The organism is Streptomyces sp. LZ34, assembly GCF_053890475.1.
Window position 1 is genome coordinate 1563749 of record NZ_CM132680.1, and the last position, 17472, is coordinate 1581220.

15 protein-coding genes and 2 pseudogenes are annotated in these 17472 nt (G+C 71.4%); 9 read left to right on the forward strand and 8 right to left on the reverse strand.

The annotated features are described in order from the left end of the window. The first annotated feature begins 102 nt into the window (after window positions 1–102). Window positions 103–1368 (forward strand): glycosyltransferase family 4 protein, encoded by a 1266-nt coding sequence (locus tag ACWY4P_RS05600; protein ID WP_456209011.1) that lies wholly within the window; start codon window positions 103–105, stop codon window positions 1366–1368. Between the two features lie 132 nt (window positions 1369–1500). On the opposite strand, the gene ACWY4P_RS05605 is transcribed toward ACWY4P_RS05600, so the two are convergent. The 7 genes from ACWY4P_RS05605 to ACWY4P_RS05635 all read right to left on the reverse strand — a co-directional run bounded on the left by ACWY4P_RS05605 (window position 1501) and on the right by ACWY4P_RS05635 (window position 8199). Then, window positions 1501–2964 (reverse strand): SDR family NAD(P)-dependent oxidoreductase, encoded by a 1464-nt coding sequence (locus ACWY4P_RS05605; RefSeq protein WP_456209012.1) that lies wholly within the window; start codon window positions 2962–2964, stop codon window positions 1501–1503. 113 nt (window positions 2965–3077) lie between these two features. Then, a complete protein-coding gene (gene pqqE, locus ACWY4P_RS05610; RefSeq protein WP_456209013.1) occupies window positions 3078–4193 on the reverse strand; it encodes a pyrroloquinoline quinone biosynthesis protein PqqE in 1116 nt (371 codons plus the stop codon). After that, window positions 4190–4510 carry a pyrroloquinoline quinone biosynthesis peptide chaperone PqqD gene (gene pqqD / locus ACWY4P_RS05615; RefSeq protein ID WP_456209014.1) on the reverse strand — a complete coding sequence of 107 codons (321 nt, stop codon included), beginning with the start codon at window positions 4508–4510 and terminating at the stop codon, window positions 4190–4192. The genes pqqE and pqqD overlap by 4 nt, the downstream gene beginning before the upstream one ends. After that, window positions 4507–5217 (reverse strand): pyrroloquinoline-quinone synthase PqqC, encoded by a 711-nt coding sequence (gene pqqC, locus ACWY4P_RS05620; RefSeq protein WP_456209015.1) that lies wholly within the window; start codon window positions 5215–5217, stop codon window positions 4507–4509. Before pqqC ends, pqqD begins: the two co-directional genes overlap by 4 nt. Beyond that, on the reverse strand, window positions 5214–6131 hold the full coding sequence (gene pqqB / locus ACWY4P_RS05625; protein WP_456209016.1) for a pyrroloquinoline quinone biosynthesis protein PqqB: 918 nt from the start codon (window positions 6129–6131) through the stop codon (window positions 5214–5216). The genes pqqC and pqqB overlap by 4 nt, the downstream gene beginning before the upstream one ends. A 10-nt stretch (window positions 6132–6141) precedes the next feature. Continuing rightward, window positions 6142–6294 carry a pyrroloquinoline quinone precursor peptide PqqA gene (gene pqqA / locus ACWY4P_RS05630; protein ID WP_456209017.1) on the reverse strand — a complete coding sequence of 51 codons (153 nt, stop codon included), beginning with the start codon at window positions 6292–6294 and terminating at the stop codon, window positions 6142–6144. A 114-nt stretch (window positions 6295–6408) separates the two neighbouring features. Continuing rightward, window positions 6409–8199, reverse strand: a complete 1791-nt coding sequence (locus ACWY4P_RS05635) for a discoidin domain-containing protein (RefSeq protein WP_456209018.1) — start codon at window positions 8197–8199, stop codon at window positions 6409–6411. A 309-nt stretch (window positions 8200–8508) separates the two neighbouring features. Here ACWY4P_RS05635 and ACWY4P_RS05640 point away from each other — a divergent pair. From ACWY4P_RS05640 to ACWY4P_RS05650, 3 genes and pseudogenes are all read left to right on the forward strand, one after another. After that, window positions 8509–9732 (forward strand): annotated as a pseudogene (locus tag ACWY4P_RS05640) (glycoside hydrolase family 27 protein); the annotation flags it as partial. Between the two features lie 164 nt (window positions 9733–9896). Beyond that, a complete protein-coding gene (locus ACWY4P_RS05645) occupies window positions 9897–10706 on the forward strand; it encodes a hypothetical protein (protein ID WP_456209019.1) in 810 nt (269 codons plus the stop codon). Window positions 10707–10717: 11 nt separating this feature from the next. Further along, window positions 10718–11797 carry a PQQ-dependent sugar dehydrogenase gene (locus ACWY4P_RS05650; protein WP_456209020.1) on the forward strand — a complete coding sequence of 360 codons (1080 nt, stop codon included), beginning with the start codon at window positions 10718–10720 and terminating at the stop codon, window positions 11795–11797. Window positions 11798–11882: 85 nt separating this feature from the next. On the opposite strand, the gene ACWY4P_RS05655 is transcribed toward ACWY4P_RS05650, so the two are convergent. Next, window positions 11883–13034: a glycoside hydrolase family 88/105 protein gene (locus tag ACWY4P_RS05655; RefSeq protein ID WP_456209021.1), complete on the reverse strand. Its 1152-nt coding sequence runs from the start codon at window positions 13032–13034 to the stop codon at window positions 11883–11885. A 244-nt stretch (window positions 13035–13278) separates the two neighbouring features. On the opposite strand from ACWY4P_RS05655, the gene ACWY4P_RS05660 reads away from it, so the two are divergent. The 5 genes and pseudogenes from ACWY4P_RS05660 to ACWY4P_RS05680 all read left to right on the forward strand — a co-directional run. Further along, on the forward strand, window positions 13279–14637 hold the full coding sequence (locus ACWY4P_RS05660; protein WP_456209022.1) for a glutamine synthetase: 1359 nt from the start codon (window positions 13279–13281) through the stop codon (window positions 14635–14637). Between the two features lie 3 nt (window positions 14638–14640). Next, window positions 14641–15807, forward strand: coding sequence for an amidohydrolase family protein (locus ACWY4P_RS05665; RefSeq protein ID WP_456209023.1), 1167 nt, complete (start codon window positions 14641–14643; stop codon window positions 15805–15807). Between the two features lie 50 nt (window positions 15808–15857). Then, on the forward strand, window positions 15858–16205 hold the full coding sequence (locus tag ACWY4P_RS05670; protein WP_456209024.1) for a hypothetical protein: 348 nt from the start codon (window positions 15858–15860) through the stop codon (window positions 16203–16205). 95 nt (window positions 16206–16300) lie between these two features. Further along, window positions 16301–17092 (forward strand): SDR family NAD(P)-dependent oxidoreductase, encoded by a 792-nt coding sequence (locus ACWY4P_RS05675; protein ID WP_456209025.1) that lies wholly within the window; start codon window positions 16301–16303, stop codon window positions 17090–17092. 169 nt (window positions 17093–17261) lie between these two features. After that, a pseudogene (locus tag ACWY4P_RS05680) lies at window positions 17262–17411 on the forward strand (glycoside hydrolase domain-containing protein); the annotation flags it as partial. Window positions 17412–17472: the final 61 nt, after the last annotated feature.

A 17472-nucleotide genomic window follows, 5' to 3' on the forward strand; every position in this document is an offset into this window, starting at 1 on the left:
CCCGTCGCCTGGCTTCTTACCCGGCTCTCACCTTGTTCTCGCGGCCGGCTTACCGTGCCCGGCCATGGTGTCCGGTGTTGTCACCGGCCGGAAAGACATCACATGAAGATCGCATTCCTGCTCCACAACGTCTACGCGATCGGCGGGACGATCAGAACCACGCTGAACCTGGCGGCGGCCCTGGCCGAGCGGCACGATGTGGAGATCGTCTCGATGCAGCGGCACCGTGAGACGCCGCGCTTCACCGTGGACCCCCGGGTACGGCTCGTCCCGCTGGTCGACACGCGTCCGAGCGGCCTCGACGCGCAGGACCCGCGGTTCGGCGAGCCCGCCCGGGACTTTCCCGCCGCCGAGAAGCGGCACCGCCAGTACAGCCGGCTGCACGACGAGCGGGTCGCGGAGTATCTGCGCACCGGCGACGCCGATGTGATCGTCGGCACCCGCCCCGGCCTCAATGTCTACATAGCCCGGTTCGCCCCGCGCCGCGCCCTGCGCATCGCCCAGGAGCACCTGCGGCACGACGCGCACGGCAAGGCGCTGCGGGCCGAGCTCGCCCGCCACTACCGCACACTCGACGCCGTCGTCACGACGACCGAGGCGGACGCGGCGGTCTACCGGGCGAAGATGCCCCTGCCGGGCGTACGGACCCTCGCCATCCCCAACAGCGTCCCCAGGCCCCCCGTCGGCCCCTCGGACGGCACCGCCCCGGTCATCGCCGCGGCCGGCCGGCTGGTCCGCGGCAAGCGCTTCGACCTGCTGATCGAGGCGTTCTCGGCGGTCGTGGACAAGCACCCCGACTGGCGCCTGCGGATCTACGGCGGAGGCACCGAGGAGGACCGGCTGCGGGCCCTCATCGACCGGCTCGGCCTGTCGGAGAGCGCACGGCTGATGGGGCCGCACTCGCCGATCGAGGCGGAGTTCGCCAAGGCGTCGCTGGTCGCGGTCGCCTCGGACGCGGAGTCCTTCGGCATGACGATCGTCGAAGCGATGCGCTGCGGTGTCCCCGTCGTCAGCACCGACTGCCCGCTCGGCCCCGCGGAGATCATCCGGGACGGGGCCACCGGCCGGCTCGTCCCCACCGGCGACAAGGACGCCCTCGCCGCCGCGCTCCTGGACCTCATCGCCGACGCCCCGGCCCGCCGGGCCATGGGCGCGGCGGCCCTGAAGAGCGCGGAGGCCTACGACCCCGAGCCGATCGCCCAGCGCTACGGGCGCCTCTTCGAGGACCTGGCGGCAAGCCGTCTCTCCCGCGGCTGGGAACGCGGCCGGGCCCGGGCGCGGCGCCGCGTGGGAAGCGTGGCCCGCCGCTGGCTCGCCGCACCCCGCCCGGCCACCGTGGCCCCCACGACGGCCGCGAAGCGCCCATGAGCGGCCCCCGGCCGAGCGGCCCGCCCGGCCGGTGCCGGTCGCGGCTGGACGCGGCACGCTCTGCCCGGCACCGGCGGCTGGAGCGCGTACGTGGCGCCGCGCCCTTGAGCCGCTGCGGCAGTCTCCGGGGCGTTACCAGTCCGTGGGGGCGTAGTCCTTCAGGAAGCAGCCGAAGAGGTCCTCGCCTCCTTCGCCCCGGACGATCGGGTCGTAGACGCGGGCCGCGCCGTCGACGAGGTCGAGCGGGGCGTGGAAGCCCTCGGCCGCCAGCCGCATCTTGTCGGGGTGCGGCCGCTCGTCGGTGATCCATCCGGTGTCGACGCTGGTCATCAGGATGGAGTCGGTCTCGAACAGCTCGCGGGCGCTGGTGCGGGTCAGCATGTTGAGGGCGGCCTTGGCCATGTTGGTGTGCGGGTGGCCCGCGCCCTTGTAGCCGCGGCTGAACTTGCCCTCCATGGCGGACACGTTCACCACGTACTTCCGCCGCGCGGGCGAGGCCGCCATCGCCGGGCGCAACCGGCTGACCAGGATGAACGGCGCCGTCTCATTGCACAGCTGCACCTCGAGCAGCTCGACGGGGTCCACCTCGTGCACCCGCTGGATCCAGGTGTTGGTGTCGTCGAGGTCGGGCACCAGCCCGCCCGCGTCGATCGCGGTCCCCGCCTCGATCCGCGCGGGCGAGGCGGAGCCGCTGGTCAGGGCGAGGGCGGTGAGGTCCTGCGCGCTCAGCGCGCCCTCCCGCGCGGCTGCCGGCCCCGGCAGGGCCGCCTGCGCGCCACTGCCGAACGCGCCCAGGACGACGGACTCGGGCAGCTCTCCGGCGGGCAGCGGGGCCGATTCGCCCGCTATGAGCCCCGCGTACGCGGTTGGCGTGCGGCGCACGGTCTGCGCGGCGTTGTTGATCAGGATGTCCAGCGGGCCGGCCGCGCTCACCGAGTCGGCCAGCGCGACCACCTGGGCCGGGTCCCGCAGATCGATACCGACGATCTTCAGCCGGTGCAGCCACTCCCCGCTGTCCGGCATGGCCTTGAAGCGCCGGACCGCGTCATTCGGGAAACGCGTGGTGATGGTGGTGTGCGCGCCGTCGCGCAGCAGCCGCAGCGCGATATACATGCCGATCTTCGCCCGGCCGCCGGTGAGCAGCGCCCGGCGCCCGGTGAGGTCGGTGCGCGCGTCGCGGCGGGCCCGGTTCTCGGCGGCGCAGCTCTGGCAGAGCTGGTGGTAGAAGGCGTCGACCTCGACATAGCGGGCCTTACAGGTGTAGCAGGACCGGGGCCGCTGAAGGATGCCCGCGATCGGGGTGGTCACCGAGCTGCTGAGGGCGCGGCCCAGCGTCTCGTCGTCGATGCGGTCGGCGGCGCCGGTGGCCGTGGCCTCGGTGACCGCCTTGTCGTGGGCCGTCTTCGCGGCCCGGCGCTCCTGGCGCCTGCGCTGCTTGACCGTCCGGTAGATGCCGGAGGTGGCTCGGCGCACCGCGATCGCATCGGGGTGGTCGACTGGCAGCCGGTCGAGCTCTTCGAGCACGCTCAGGCAGGTCGCCAGACGCTCCGGGTCGATGCCCGCCTTCTCGGCCCGGCCCTCTTCAGTCACCGTCATTCGCCGCTGCCGCTTTCTGATTCGCCCGTTCCAGGGCGGTGCCCTAGGTGGTGGGGTGGGTAACGGCGAAACTTTACGGAAGCGGGGGCGGCCACGCCAAACTCGGGGCGGGCTCACCCCCGCCCGGGCTTGCGGTAGACGTAGCGGGACTGGGCCGCGCCGGCCGGGGCGGTGTCGTCCTGCCCGGGCCCCGCGGCCCCGGTGAGCCCGCGGATCAGGCCGTGGTGCGGGGAGAGCCCGCAGGCCGGGTCCGCGGCGGCCGCGTCGCCGGTCAGCGCGTACGCCTGGCAGCGGCAGCCGCCGAAGTCCGCCGCGCGGTGCGCGCAGCTGCGGCAGGGCTCCTTCATCCAGGTCTCGCCGCGGTAGTGGTTGAAGGCGCCGGAGTGGTTCCAGATCCAGTCCAGCCGGTGGTCGCGCACGTTCGGCGGGTCCAGGCCGGGAAGCGTGGCGGCCGCCGGGCAGGGCAACGCGGTGCCGTCGGGCGCCACGGTGAGCGAGACCGCTCCCCAGCCGCCCATGCAGGGCTTCGCGACCCCGTCGAAGTAGTCGGGGACCACCCACACCAGGTCCATCGCGCCGCCCAGCCGCTCCCGCCACCGCTCGACCGCGTCGCGGGCCCGCGCCAGCTGCTCACGGGTGGGCAGCAGAGCGGTGCGGTTGCGCAGGGCCCATCCGTAGAACTGGGTGTTGGCCAGTTCGATCCGCTGGGCGCCCCAGGACACGCCCAGTTCCACCAGGTCGTCGAGCGCGTCGAGGTTGCCGCGGTGCAGCACGATGTTGAGGCCCAGCGGCAGCCCCGCGTCCCGGACCAGTGCGGCGGCCCGCTCCTTGTCGGTGAAGGACCGGCGCCCGGCGATGCGGTCGGAGGCGCGCGGGTCGGCGTGCTGCACGGACAGCTGGACGCCGCGCAGCCCCGCGTCCACCAGCGCGGCCAGCCGCGCCGCGGTCAGCCCGACACCGCTGGTGACCAGCTGGGTGTAGATCCCGGCGGACTCGGCGGCCGCGGTGATCGTCTCCAGGTCGGTGCGCAGCAGCGGCTCCCCGCCCGAGAGATGGGTGTGCACCACACCCAGCTCCCCGGCCTGGCGCATCACCTCCGCCCACTCCTCGCCGGTCAGCTCCCGGGAGCGGCGGACCAGTTCCAGCGGGTTGGAGCAGTACGGGCAGTGCAGCGGGCAGCCGTGGGTCAGCTCGGCCAGCATGGCCCAGGGGGGAGGTGCGCCGGTCATCGCAGCCAGCCCTCCCGCCGCAGTCGGCCGAGGAAGGCGGGGACCTCGGTGGCCACGGGGGCTCCGGGGAAGCGCCCGGCCAGTTCGGCGACGATCGTGTCGATGTCGCGGGTGCCGTCGCACAGCCGCAGGATCTCGCCCGCGGTGCCGCGCAGCACCACGACCCGCTCGGGCAGCACCAGCAGGTCCACAGCGCGCACCCGGTCGTGGCGGAGGTGGACGGCCGGCGCCGGAGCGGGCCGCCACCGGGGCGTGGCGGCCGTCGCGGTGTCGGCGGTTACGGAGGGGTCGACCGCCGTGGGCGGGTCGGCGGTCACGGCCCCTCCTTGGGGTCGGCGTGGTCGACCGCGTCCAGCAGCGACCAGAGCACCTCGCATTTGAAGGAGAGCGCCGCCACGGCCCGCTCCCGGTCGTCCTCGGTGCGCGCCCAGGACAGCACCAGCTCCAGGGCCTCCCGGCTGTCCTGGCGCCCCTGGGTCTCGCGGGTGCGGAAGTACGCGAGCCCGTCGCCGTCGATCCACCGGTAGTGGCGCTCGAAGGCGTCGATGCGGGTGCGCATGATGTCCGGGGCCGACAGCTCGGTGAGCGAGGCGGCGACCGCCTCCAGCGGGGAGCGCAGCCGGCAGAAGTTGACGTAGCCGTCGACGGCGAGTCGCACCCCCGGCAGCACGTCCCGGCCGGACAGCAGTCGGGACCGGTCCAGGCCCGCGGCCTCGCCGAGCCTGAGCCACCGCTCTATCCCGCCCTCGCCCTCGGTCGTGCCGTCGTGGTCCTGGATGCGCCGCAGCCACATCCGGCGCAGCGCCGAGGTGTCCAGCTTGGCGGTGATCAGGGCGTCCTTGACGGGGATGTGGCGCTGGTAGTGGAAGCGGTTGGCGATCCACCGGCGGAGCTCGTCGGGGGTCAGCTCGCCCTGGTGCATCCGGACGTTGAAGGGGTGGCGGTCGTGGTAGCGCTCGCGCGCCACGGTCCGCAGCCGCTCCTCGAACTCCCTCGCATCGCTCACATCGCTCGCATCACTCACAGCTCGATCACCATCCCGTCGGCGGCCACCTCGAGACCCAGCCCGGCCAGCGCCTCGTGCTGGGGCGCCGCCGGGTCGGCGAGGGGGTTGGTGTTGTTCAGGTGGGTGTAGAGGCAGCGGGCCGGAAGTTCGGCGAGCCGCTTGGCGGTGCCGCCGGGGCCGTCGATGGGCAGATGTCCCATGCCGGTGGCGGTGCGGGTGGAGAACCCGGCGCGCCGGGGCTCCTCGTCGTCCCAGAACGTGCCGTCGACGATCACGCAGTCGGCCTCGGCGGCCGCCCGCTGGAACGCGTCGGACCAGGCGGCGAGGGCGGGGGCGTAGAGGAGGGACCGGCCGGTGTCCCGGTCGGTCAGGCGCAGCGCCACCACCCACCCCTCGTCCGCCGCCTGGTCGGCCTGGTCGGTCTCGATGTCGGCCGCGTAGCGCGGGCGTTTGGCGGACACCGGTACGGCGCTGACGGTCAGGGGCGAGCCCTCGGCCAGGGGCAGCGGATCGGCGCCGAGTCCGCGCCACCGCAGGGTGGTGTACGGGCCCAGGACGTCGCCGAGGTGCAGGCCGTCGAGCAGGGCGCGGCGCACGGGGGCGGTGGCGAGTACGTCGACGCCGCCGGCCGCCTCGCGGAGCCGGGCGATGCCGAGGGTGTGGTCGAGTTCCGCGTCGGTGAGGACCACTCCGGCCAGCGGGGTCTGGCGGGGCCGCGGCCCGGGGTGCAGGTCGGGACAGTCCTCGATCTGGTCGCCGAGGTCGGGGGTGGCGTTGACGAGGTACCAGTGGCCTTCGGCGGCCCGTACGGCAAGGGAGGCGTGGCGGCGGCGCCGGCCGGGGTGGGCGCGTGCCCCGGAGCAACCGGGGCACGCGCAGTTCCACTGAGGCAGTCCGCCGCCCGCCGCGGTGCCGAGCACGCACAGCAGCATGGCGGCGCCGTCAGCGGGTGGTCAGCGAGTAGGCGGTGACCTCCAACGCGGTGTCCACGACCACGTAGTCGGGGGTCTGCCAGGCCGTTTCCTCGATACGGGGGCGTGCCTGCTCCGCCGTCCGCCTCGACTGAGGTTCGCTGCGCTGCACGGTTTCGTTCATGTCCGTACCTGCCTTCCTGTGTGTTGGGGGTGATCCGCGGGACGGTTTCCCGTGGATCCGCACGGAGGGTGGAGGGGCGTGGAGGGACGTGAGGGGACGTGGCGTTCCCGGGCCTCATGAGCTCTTCGTCGCATACCCGGAGCCGATCCGCACCTCGTCGATGAGCAGCTTCTGGTAGCGCTTGGTGTCGGTGGCGGCGGCCCAGGTGCTGTCCACGGTGAGCCGGAGGTACCGCTTGGTGGTGGCGGGGATGTCGATGAACTGCACGCCGCGGGCGCTGGGGAGGGTGCCGGTCCTGACGGCGCTCCCCCAGTCGGTGCCGTCGCTGGACACCTGGATCTGGTAGCCGCGGATGCGGGCGGACTGCTCGGTGTCCGAGCGGGCGTAGCCGACCGACCACTCCCGCTGGTTGACGGCCAGGTACTGAATGCTCTTGGCGGAGCGCAGATCGAAGGTGAGCGAGACCGGCAGCTTGGTGTTGTTGTCCCAGTACGTCTGGGGATTGGCGTCGAGGACGGCGGAGGCCGGGTGTCCGCCGGCCGAGGTGCTGGCGCTCGCGGTCATGGAGTCGGCGGGGATCAGGCCCTGCCTGCCGTCGGTCTCGACCTCGAGGACCGTGTCGTACGGGTCCCAGTCGCCGATCCCGGTGATGCTGATCTTGCCGTTGCCCTGGCTGAAACTCAGCTGCTTGCCGGTGCGGAAGTCGGTGATCCGCTTGGCTCGGTAGCCGTTGTCCCGCACGGTCAGGGTGGCGCCGGAGGGCTTGGTCAGAACGTGCACGAAGTGCTGATCCGGATCCGTCCTGGAGACCGTGGTCACGCCGTACGCCCCGTCGTTCCAGGCTCCGGGCGTGAGGCCGCCGTAGCTGTAGCCGCCGCCCTCGGTGCCGTTCAGCGAGCCCCAGATGGCGTCCAGATAGGTCTTGGCAAAGTCGTTGAAGGCTTCCTGTTTGCTCGGGAACCGGCCGTTCACCTGAGCGGTCTCGGCCATCAGCGACTTGACGGAGGAACCCGAGTTGGCGATCAGCCGGCCGAGGGTGAGACCGCGGTCCACCGTCGAGTCGGTGCCGCTGTACCACCAGGCGCCGCTGCTCGGCAGCTTGAAGCAGGCCTCGGTCAGCCGGGGCTGGGGGCTCCAGATCGCCTGCGGGTAGTCATAGGCGGGGGTCATGCCGGTCTTCTGCTCGTTGCTGACCGTGTCCATGATCGGCGTGTCTTCGTTGTTGTTGCTCAGCAGCCAGCCGGGACGGTCCGCGCGGATCTTCTCGTAGAGGCCGTGGTCGAGCCAGTAGTCGTTGTCGTTGTCGATCCAGAGGCCGGACAGCTTGGGGTACTTCCGCATGACCTCGACGAAGTTGTCGTACGAGTACTCACCGAACCCGTCGCGCGTGGTCAGGTCGACATCGCGGCCCTTGTGGGCGGAGTACCCGGCCGAGTCCAGCCATTCGTGGCCGCCCTCGTCGTGCCACTGCGGGTCGTCGGTCATATAGAGCAGGACCTTCAGCCCCTGGGCGTCGGCGGCGCCGATCAGCTCGCCCAGGAAGTCGCGCTTGGTGGAGCAGCTGCCGGGGATGTCGGACGGCCAGGCCCGGGCGTACCCCAGACGGCTGTGAAAGGAGGCCAACACCAGGTATTTCGTGTGCAGCTTCTTGGCCTCGCCGACCCAGTAGTCGGCGTCCCAGCCGCCGTCGGTCACCGCCTTCTCCCAGGCGGAGCAGCTGGTGTAGCCCGGGGAGGTGCGCATGCCCCAGTGCAGGAACAGGCCGGCTTGGGAGTCGCGCAGCCACTGCTGCCGCGCGTGCACGACTTCGGCCCGTGCGGGGGCGGGACCCGCGATGACGAGGGTGCCGACCGCGAGCAGTGTGGCCAGCCAGGCGCGGAGACGTCCGCGCGGTCTGCGGCTCATGGGACTCCTTCCCCGAGCTGTCGGTGCCGGGCGAGCGAGACGTGGGTTCGGGTGGTGTTCTGTTGAAGAGTTGCGAGCCACCAGGGCCGGGTCAATGGGGCGGACACAAAAATCCTCCGATCTCTATCCGCCGACCTGACGGCATATCACACTTCAAGTCACCTATAATCGCAGGCAGTTGGCCCGCGTACGGACCATCGAGCGCCCCTTACCCACCTTCTGGCCTGTACCAATCCTTGACTCGGCAGACCACACCTCCTACCTTCCGCGATGCAACACACAGGGATGCCTCATATGCGTTCGGAGGAGATGATCATGCAAGGAAACGCACGATCCGGCAGACTCCGCTCGTTCGTCGCGGTGGCCACCGCCACCGCCACCACCGCGGCAGCGGCCATCACCCTCACCCTCACCGCCGGGGCCGGTCAGGCCGCCGCGCTGGACAACGGCCTGCTCCGCACGCCCCCCATGGGCTTCAACAACTGGAACGCCACACACTGCGACTCCTCGTTCAACGAGTCCATGGTCAAGGGGGTCGCCGACGCCTTCGTCTCGCTCGGCCTCAAGGACGTCGGCTACGAGTACGTCAACATCGACGACTGCTGGGCGGAGACCAGCCGGGACTCGGACGGCAACCTGGTGCCGAACCGCACCCGCTTCCCGAACGGCATCAAGGCCGTCGCGGACTATGTGCACTCCAAGGGGCTGAAGTTCGGCATCTACACCAGCGCCGGCACCAAGACCTGCAACAGCGCCGGCTTCCCCGGGGGGCTGAACCACGAGAAGCAGGACGCCAAGCAGTTCGCGTCCTGGGGCGTGGACTACCTCAAGTACGACAACTGCAATAACCAGGGCGTGGACGCCCAGCAGCGCTACAAGGCCATGCGCGATGCGCTCGCGGCCAGCGGCCGGAAGATCGCGTACAGCATCTGCGAATGGGGCCAGACCAACCCCAAGGTGTGGACCTGGGGCGAGCCGGTCGGGAATCTGTGGCGCACCACCGGCGACATCAGCGACAAGTGGTCCAGCATGATCGACAAGGTGCACATCAACGACGACCTCGCGCAGTACGCGGGCCCGGGCCACTGGAACGACCCGGACATGCTGGAGGTCGGCAACGGCGGGATGACCGCCACGGAGTACCGCACCCACTTCAGCCTCTGGGCGATGATGGCGGCGCCGCTGCTCATCGGCAGCGACATCCGCGACGCCTCCGCCACCACCCAGTCGATCCTGAAGAACACCGACCTCATCGCGGTGGACCAGGACACCCTGGGCAAGCAGGCGACCATCGCGTCCTCCAGCGGCGGCAAGGTCGTCTACACCAAGCAACTGGCCAACGGCGACCGGGCGGTCGCCCTGCTCAACGAGAACTCGTCCACCGCGACGATCTCCACCACCGCCTCCGCGATCGGCCTCGGCGGCTCGTCCTCGTACCGGCTCAAGGACCTGTGGTCCAAGGCGACCAGCACCACGACCGGTTCGATCAGCGCCTCGGTGCCCGCGCACGGCACGGTGGTGTTCCGGGTCTCCCGCGGCTGAACCGCACAGTCACGACCGAACTGTTGACGGGATAGGAACGTTTCTTTACAGTCCCCCTCAACAGCGATTCACCTCATGCGCCACTCCCCCACCGCGGCCTCTCCATGTCCAGCGAGTTCATGGATATGACCGAAGGTCAGTCAGGAGAATCACTGATGGAGCGCAATCGGCTGTCGGGGCGCCGCACCGCGGCGGCCCTGGCGGCAGCAGGCGCGCTGCTCCTCCCCACGGTCGACGCCCACGGCGCGGAGCGCACACCGACGGCACCCACGGCTTCCTGGAGCCTCAAGTGGAGCCCCGCGTCGGGGGCCAGTGTCGCCGACGCCTTCGAGGGCGCCGAGGACGACCGCGCCGACTCCCACCCCGGGGTCACCCACATCTACCCGAACAGCGGCGGGTTCCGCACCGACATCCACTATCCCAAGGACGTGGACACCAGCACCGACCGCCAGCGCAACGAGGTCAGGGGCATGCGGCAGAACGGCGCCGCCGTGAAGATCCTCAAGGACGAGACCTGGCGGATCCAGTACCAGATGTATGTGCCGGACACGCTGGACGCGACCACCAGTTTCACGCACATCATGCAGATCAAGGTGGGGGACGTCGCCGCCCCGCTGTTCACCATGTCGCTGCACCAGCACGACAACGGCCCGAAGGTCGAAATGCGCACGTCGGACGACGACGACAACCTGACGGAGGCCGGAGCCTCCGACATGTCGCCGGTCCAGGGCAAGTGGAGCGATGTGTCGGTCGAGGTGAAGGCGTCCGACTCCGGGGCCTACGTCGACTGGTCGGTCGTCACCGACGGGAAGACGGTCGCGGGGCACAAGCGCACCGGTCTTGACATGTGGCGCGGCAAGAACTACCTGCGGCCCAAGTGGGGCATCTATCGCAGCCTCAACAGCTCCGGCCTCCAGACGACTTATCTGCTCACCCGCAACTTCAAGGCGTACAAGCTCCAGTAGGAGGAGACGCGATGAAGAGCCATCGGAACCTTGTGGTGGCGGCCACCGCCACCGCACTCGCCGCCGGGCTGCTGGTCGGAACGGCCGCCACGGGCAACGCTTCGCCCGACAGAGCGGACTCGGCGCCGTCCGGCATCAAGACCGTCTCGTCCGGCTGGTCGATCCCCTGGGGACTCAGCTGGCTGCCCGACGGGTCGGCGCTGATCACCGAGCGCGACTCGTTCAAGGTGTTCAAGCTCACCCAGTCGGGCACCAAGACCCAGGTCGGCTCGGTGCCGAACGTCGTGACCACCAGCGGCGAGGGCGGGTTGCTGGGGATCGCGGTCTCCCCGAACTGGAGCACCGACCACTACGTCTACCTCATGCACACCGCGTCCGAGGGCAACCGGATCGCCCGGATGACCTTCGACGGCTCGTCGCTGAGCGGCTACACCACGCTGGTCAGCGGCATCAAGAAGAACAAGTACCACAACGGCGGACGGCTCAAGTTCGGCCCGGACGGCTATCTGTACGCCACCGCCGGGGACGCGCAGACGTCCGACCTCGCCCAGGACAAGAACGCGCTCAACGGCAAGATCCTGCGGATGACCACGGACGGCAAGCCCGCCCCCGGCAACCCGTTCGGCACCCTGGTCTACTCCTACGGCCACCGCAACCCGCAGGGCCTCACCTGGGACGCACAGGGGCGGCTGTGGGAGGCCGAGCTCGGCAACAGCAAGTACGACGAGCTCAACCTGATCGAGCCGGGCAAGAACTACGGCTGGCCGACCTGCGAGGGCAACTGCTCCACCTCCGGGATGACCAACCCCAAGCGCCAGTGGTCGGTCGGCGAGGCCTCGCCCAGCGGGGTCACCTACGCCGATGGCGCGCTCTACATGGCGGCGCTCAAGGGCGAGCGGCTGTGGCGGATCCCGGTCGACGGCACGTCCGCGGGCACCCCCAAGGCGTACTACGTCAATGAGTACGGGCGGCAGCGCACGGTCGAGACGGTCCCGGGCAAGAACACCCTGTGGCTGTCCACGACCAACGCCGACAACAACGGCGGGGAGCCGGACGGCGCGGACAAGGTGTTCCAGGTGGAGCTGAAGTAGCCACCGCCACCGGCGCCCGGGCCAACTGCCCCATGTCGCACTGTCGCGCTCCGCGGTCCACCGCGGAGCGCGACCGTGCGGGTGGTCAGTAAGCGAGCCGCTCGTTCATGAGCAGGAAGGCGCCCAGGCCATGGAGATCGTTGGTGTTGCGCTTGCGGCCGAAGTAGTAGTCCAGATCACCGATGTTGGTGCCCTCGCTGATGTCGATGATGTCGGTCAGCCCGTCCGCGTTGACCTTCACCTTCTTCAGGACACCCTGATAGCCCCTGCGCGCCGCGGACACATAGTCGCCGCCGGCGATGTATTTGCGCTCCAGCGCCGCGTGCAACATCAGGGTGTACATGCTGGAGGCGGAGGTCTCGGTCCAGTTGTCCGCATCACTCCCCTTGTCCACGACCTGGAACCAGCGGCCGGTGCTCCGGTCCTGGTAGCGGACGAACCCCTTGGCCAGGTGTTTGACGTCGGCGATGAGCCCGGCCCGCCGGGGGTGGTTCGCGGGCAGCACCTCCAGCACCTCCAGCACCTCGATAAGGGTCATCGCGGTCCAGCCGATGGCCCGGGCCCAGTGGTAGGCGGAGGTGCCGGTGGCGGGGTCGGGCGACCAGGGGGCGTCGCCGTCGGCGTCGTACGCGTGGTAGAGCAGCCCGTTCGACGCCTTGAGGTGGTCGAAGTACACGGCCAGATTGCGGGTGACCTCGTCGTACGCGTAGGCCTCGTCCCCGTACGCGAGGCCGTAGCGCAGCAGGAACGGCTGGGCCATGAACACGCCGTCCGCCCACAGCTCGTTGGTCTTGCCGGTGGCGTGCCACATGCCGCCGTCGGAGGTGCGCGGATAGGTCGTGATGCGGGTGCGGATCTGGTCGGCGGCGGTGCGGTAGCGCGGGTCGCCGGTCTCCTTGTGGAGGATCAGCAGCAGGTTGCCGGACTGCATGGCGTCGAGGTTGTCGAAGCTGTGGTTGATGTGGCCGTCCGCGTCCACGTAATAGTCCACCCAGCGCTTGATGTACGCCAGGTAGGACGGCTCCTTGACCCGCTGGTACACGCGGTGGGTGCCGTAGAGGAACAGCCCGCGCGTGTAGCCCCAGCCGCCGAGCGTCTTCGGGTCCGGGTTGCGGGCGATGGTGGAGTCCACCACGGCCCGGGACCAGTCCGCGGGGGCCGCTTCCGCGGCCGTCCCGAGGAGGAGGCCGCCGGTGATGCCCAGGGTGCTCGCGAGTACGGTCCTGCGTCTGATCACTGGTCATCTCCTGAGTGTCCGATGTCCGTGTTCACGCCTTCTTGTACTGAGCACGCCAAGGATAGATCTGATATTTGAGCGCAGCAATGGTTTAATTGCTATGAAATGATCCGGATCTGAGTGGGGGTATCCCTGCGATAGATCGGACCTCCGCCACTTCCGGTAACGCTTCCGGGCCCACCCGCGTTAGGCATCGGAGCCCCGCACTCACATCGGATGAGCGCACCCCGGACAGGAGCCGCCCGTGGACACCGAACATCGCGCCCAGGTCCGCGCGCGGGCGCGCGAGGAGGCCGGTCGGCTGGCCGCCCAGGGGATCGTCGGCACCGCCCTGACCTGGGTGGACAACGCGGGCCTCACCCGCGTCAAGGCCGTGCCCACCGCGCGGCTGGAACACGCCGCGCAGTGGGGTGTAGGCATGTCCCCGGTCTTCGACGTCTATCTCGTCGACGACTCCATGACCACCAGCCGTCACATCGGCGGCCCCGACGGCGATCTGCGGCTCTTCCCCGACCTCGACCGGCTCACCCCGCTGGCCGCCCAGCCCCGCTGGGCCTGGGCCCCAGTCGACCGCTACGACGTGAGCGGGCGGGAACACCCCGTGTGCCAGCGCAGGTTCGCGCACCGCATGACCGAGCGCGCCCGGGAGCGCGGCCTTGGGGTGCTCATGGGCTTCGAGACCGAATGGGTCGTCACCACCGCCGACGCGCCGGAGCCGGAGTTGCGCTACCCCACCTCCGGGCCCGCCTACGGGATGAGCCGCCTGGTGGATCTGTCCGACTACCTCGCGGATGTGCTCGACGCCCTCCAGGCCCAGCGGGTCGAGGTGCTTCAGCTGCACCCCGAGTACGCCCCGGGGCAGTTCGAGGTGTCCGTGGCGCCCGCCGACCCGGTCGGCGCGGCCGACCTCGCCGTGCTGGTGCGCCAGACGATCCGGGGCGTGAGCGCCCAGCACGGCCTGGAGCCGTCCTTCGCGCCCCAGGTCACCCCGGGCGCCGTCGGCAACGGCGGCCATCTGCACCTGAGCCTGTGGCAGGGCGACCGCGATCTGTGCCGCGACGGGGACGGGCCGTGCGACATGACGGCGACCAGCGAGGCCTTCCTGGCCGGTGTGTTGCGGGCGCTGCCCGCCCTGCTCGCCATCGGCGCCCCCTCGCCGGCGAGCTATCTGCGGCTGGAGCCCTCCCGCTGGGCCGGGGCGTACCAGTGCTGGGGGCTGGAGAACCGCGAGGCCGCGCTGCGCTTCGTGGCCGGGGCACCGGAGGACCCCGGCGGGGCCAACGCCGAAGTCAAGTGCGTCGACCAGGCGGCCAATCCGTATCTGCTGACCGGCGCGGTCATCGCCGCCGGGCTCGCCGGGCTCGACTCCGGGCTGACGCTGCCCCCGCCGGTGGCCGGCGACCCGGCGCACGAGGGCCGCGAGCAGCGGCTGCCGACCTCGCTGCCCGCCGCCCTGGAACACTTCGAGGCCTCGGACACGCTCCGCGAGGCGCTGGGCGACCCGCTGTTCGAGTCGATCGCCGCCGTGCGCCGCGCCGAGGCCGCGCTGTTCGAGGGGGCGAACCCGCAGGACATCGCCGCGGCCACCCGCCGGAGGTACTGAGCCATGGCCGGCCACGGCGAGCCGCGGCCCCGGCCGCTGGTGGACCACCACTGCCACGGCGTGGTGCGCGGCGAGCCGGACGCCGCGGCGTTCGAGGCGTACCTCACCGAGTCGGACGCACCCGCCGCGCCCGGCACCAGCTACTTCGACACCCAGCTGGGGTTCGCGGTGCGCCGCTGGTGCCCGCCGCTGCTGGGCCTCGCGCCCCACTGCCCACCCGAGCGCTATCTCGCCCGGCGGCACGAGCTCGGCCCGGCGGAGGTCACCCGGCGGCTGCTGCGCGCCGCGGGCATCACCGAGTTCCTGGTGGACACCGGGCTGCCCGGGGACCTGACGAGCCCCCAGGAGCTGGCCGAGGCCGCCGGGGGCGCGGCGCGCGAGATCGTACGCCTGGAACACCTCGCCGAGCGGATCGCGGACACTTCACGGACCGCCGACTCCTTCCTCACCGCGCTCGACGGCGCGGTGCGCAGGGCCGCGCGCACCGCCGCCGGGTTCAAGTCGGTGGCCGCCTGCCGCTACGGACTGGACCTCGCGCCCACGCCGCCCGCCCCGGCCGCGCTCCGCGCGGCGGCGGACCGCTGGCTGGCGGCCCGCGCCGGCGGCGCCCCGGGCCTGACGCGGATCGCCGACCCGGTGCTGCTGCGGCATCTGCTGTGGTCCGCCGTGCGCACCGCCCTGCCGCTGCAGCTGCACACCGGGTTCGGCGACCCGGATCTGCGCCTGGACCGCTGCGACCCGCTGCTGCTCACCGACTTCATCCGCGCCGTGCGCCCCACCGGCTGCCCGCTGATCCTGCTGCACGGCTATCCGTACCACCGCGGCGCCGCCTATCTGGCCGCGGTCCATCCCCACGTCTACGCCGATGTGGGCCTGGCCCTGACCCACACCGGGGCGCGGGCCGGGGCCGTGCTGGCCGAGGTGCTGGAGGTGGCCCCCTTCGGCAAGGTCCTCTTCTCCACCGACGCCTACGGCCTGCCCGAGCTGTACGCGGTCGGGGCGCTGCTCTTCCGGGAGGCCCTGGACAGGCTGCTGGCCCGCTGGGTCCGCGACGGCGCCTGGTGCGCGGCGGACGCGGAGCGGGTGGCGGCCCTGGTGGCCGCGGGCAACGCCCGCCGAGTGTACGGGCTGAACAGCACAATCACCGGTAATACCTGGAGTCGACCGTAAAATCACCGGTAACCAACGCGCCGGACGCGGGCTTTCGCCACGATGGTGTCATGGACGAAGAGCACTTCCTGGAGCGCGCCAAGCAGTTCGCCCACCGGCTCGCCGAGCTCCAGAACCGTCTGGACCCCGACTCGTACGACCTCCTGCTGCGCATCCTCCGTGGCATCAACGACGCCATCGTGCACCGCGGTGACGGCGACGGCATCGACGTGGCGTTCTCCCCGCGTGACCAGGATCGGTTCACCCCCGCCCTCGGACAGGAGCTCGCCGAGCTGACCAGCCTGCTCGGGCCGCACGGCCTGCGGCTGGTGGTGGACTTCGGGGCCGAGCAGGAACGCGACCGGCGGGAGGTGGAGGCCATCGCGCGGGTGAGCGGCATGGCCCCCGGGCGGTCGTGACATGAGCCGCGCGCCGCCGGGCAGTACCGTTCGTCCGGTACGGACCGGCCCTACGGCCACCACCCGGACAAGCCCACTACGCGGAGGAGACACGCATGCGGATCGGCGGCGCGACCGTCCTGCTCACCGGAGCGACCGGAGGCATCGGGCAGTCACTGGCCCGCGCCCTCGCGGCCAGGGGAGCCAAGCTGCTGCTCACCGGCCGCCGCGAGGAGGTGCTGCGGCCCTTGGCCGACCGGCTGGGCGCCCGGGCCATCGTCGCCGATCTGGCCGACCGGGCCCAGCTGGACGACCTGATCGCCGAGGCCGCCGATGCCGACATCCTCATCGCCAACGCGGCGCTGCCGTCCAGCGGTGAAGTCCTCGGCTACGCCCCCGACGAGGTCGACCGCGCCCTGGAGGTCAATCTGCGCGCCCCGCTCCAGCTGGCCAGGGCGCTGGCGCCGCGGATGGTGGCCTCCGGCTCCGGCCACATCGTGATGATCGGCTCGCTGTCGGGCCGCACCGCCTCCCCCGGGGCGGCGCTCTACAACGCGGCCAAGTTCGGGCTGCGCGGCTTCGCGCTCGGGCTGCGCCAGGACCTGTACGGCACCGGGGTGGGGGTCTCGGTGGTACAGCCGGGCTTTGTGCGCGACACCGGGATGTTCGCGGAGTCCGGCGCCACCACGCCCCCCGGTGTCCGTACGGTCTCCGCCCGCCAGGTGGCGGTGGCCACCCTGCGCGCCATCGAGCGGGACCGCGCCGAGGTGAATATCGCGCCCCTCGAACTGCGCCTGGGCAGCGCCCTCGGCGGGCTCTTCCCGAGCCTGGCCGCCGTGGCGCAGCGCGGGGCCGGGGCCGACCGGACGACCCGCCAGTTGGCGGAGGGCCAGCGGCACAATCGCTGAGCCGAGGAGCGCCGCCTGTCTCGCCCACCCCTGCGGGCCGACGACGCCCGACACTCCCCCAGCGACTGCGTCGGCGGGCCCGCCGGAGGAAGCCCGCCCCAGCCTTCGGCGGGGCGGGCTCGGGAGGACGGCCCTCCGCCTCGCGATCCCACGCGCCCCGGCTGCTGCCGACCCGGTGGAGGCCGGCCGCCAGTTCCACGAGGGCGGCGCCTACCAGTACCAGTGGCTGGTTCCGCAGGACCCGGCCGGGCTGGTCGGGCTGATGGGCGGGCGGCGCGCCACGGAGCGGCGCCTCGACTCCTTCTTCGTCTACGACAAGCCGACCTACAACCGTTCCTAATCTGATTGGCCAATATTGGCCGTATCGGGCATTCCGAACA

Coding starts and splice junctions, on each gene's coding strand:
- ACWY4P_RS05665 (WP_456209023.1), top strand. CDS start 14,641: ATGGCCGGCCACGGCGAGCCGCGGCCCCGGCCGCTGGTGGACCACCAC.
- ACWY4P_RS05650 (WP_456209020.1), top strand. CDS start 10,718: ATGAAGAGCCATCGGAACCTTGTGGTGGCGGCCACCGCCACCGCACTC.
- ACWY4P_RS05600 (WP_456209011.1), top strand. CDS start 103: ATGAAGATCGCATTCCTGCTCCACAACGTCTACGCGATCGGCGGGACG.
- ACWY4P_RS05670 (WP_456209024.1), top strand. CDS start 15,858: ATGGACGAAGAGCACTTCCTGGAGCGCGCCAAGCAGTTCGCCCACCGG.
- pqqA (WP_456209017.1), bottom strand. CDS start 6,294: ATGAACGAAACCGTGCAGCGCAGCGAACCTCAGTCGAGGCGGACGGCG.
- ACWY4P_RS05635 (WP_456209018.1), bottom strand. CDS start 8,199: ATGAGCCGCAGACCGCGCGGACGTCTCCGCGCCTGGCTGGCCACACTG.
- ACWY4P_RS05605 (WP_456209012.1), bottom strand. CDS start 2,964: ATGACGGTGACTGAAGAGGGCCGGGCCGAGAAGGCGGGCATCGACCCG.
- ACWY4P_RS05675 (WP_456209025.1), top strand. CDS start 16,301: ATGCGGATCGGCGGCGCGACCGTCCTGCTCACCGGAGCGACCGGAGGC.
- pqqB (WP_456209016.1), bottom strand. CDS start 6,131: ATGCTGCTGTGCGTGCTCGGCACCGCGGCGGGCGGCGGACTGCCTCAG.
- pqqE (WP_456209013.1), bottom strand. CDS start 4,193: ATGACCGGCGCACCTCCCCCCTGGGCCATGCTGGCCGAGCTGACCCAC.
- ACWY4P_RS05645 (WP_456209019.1), top strand. CDS start 9,897: ATGGAGCGCAATCGGCTGTCGGGGCGCCGCACCGCGGCGGCCCTGGCG.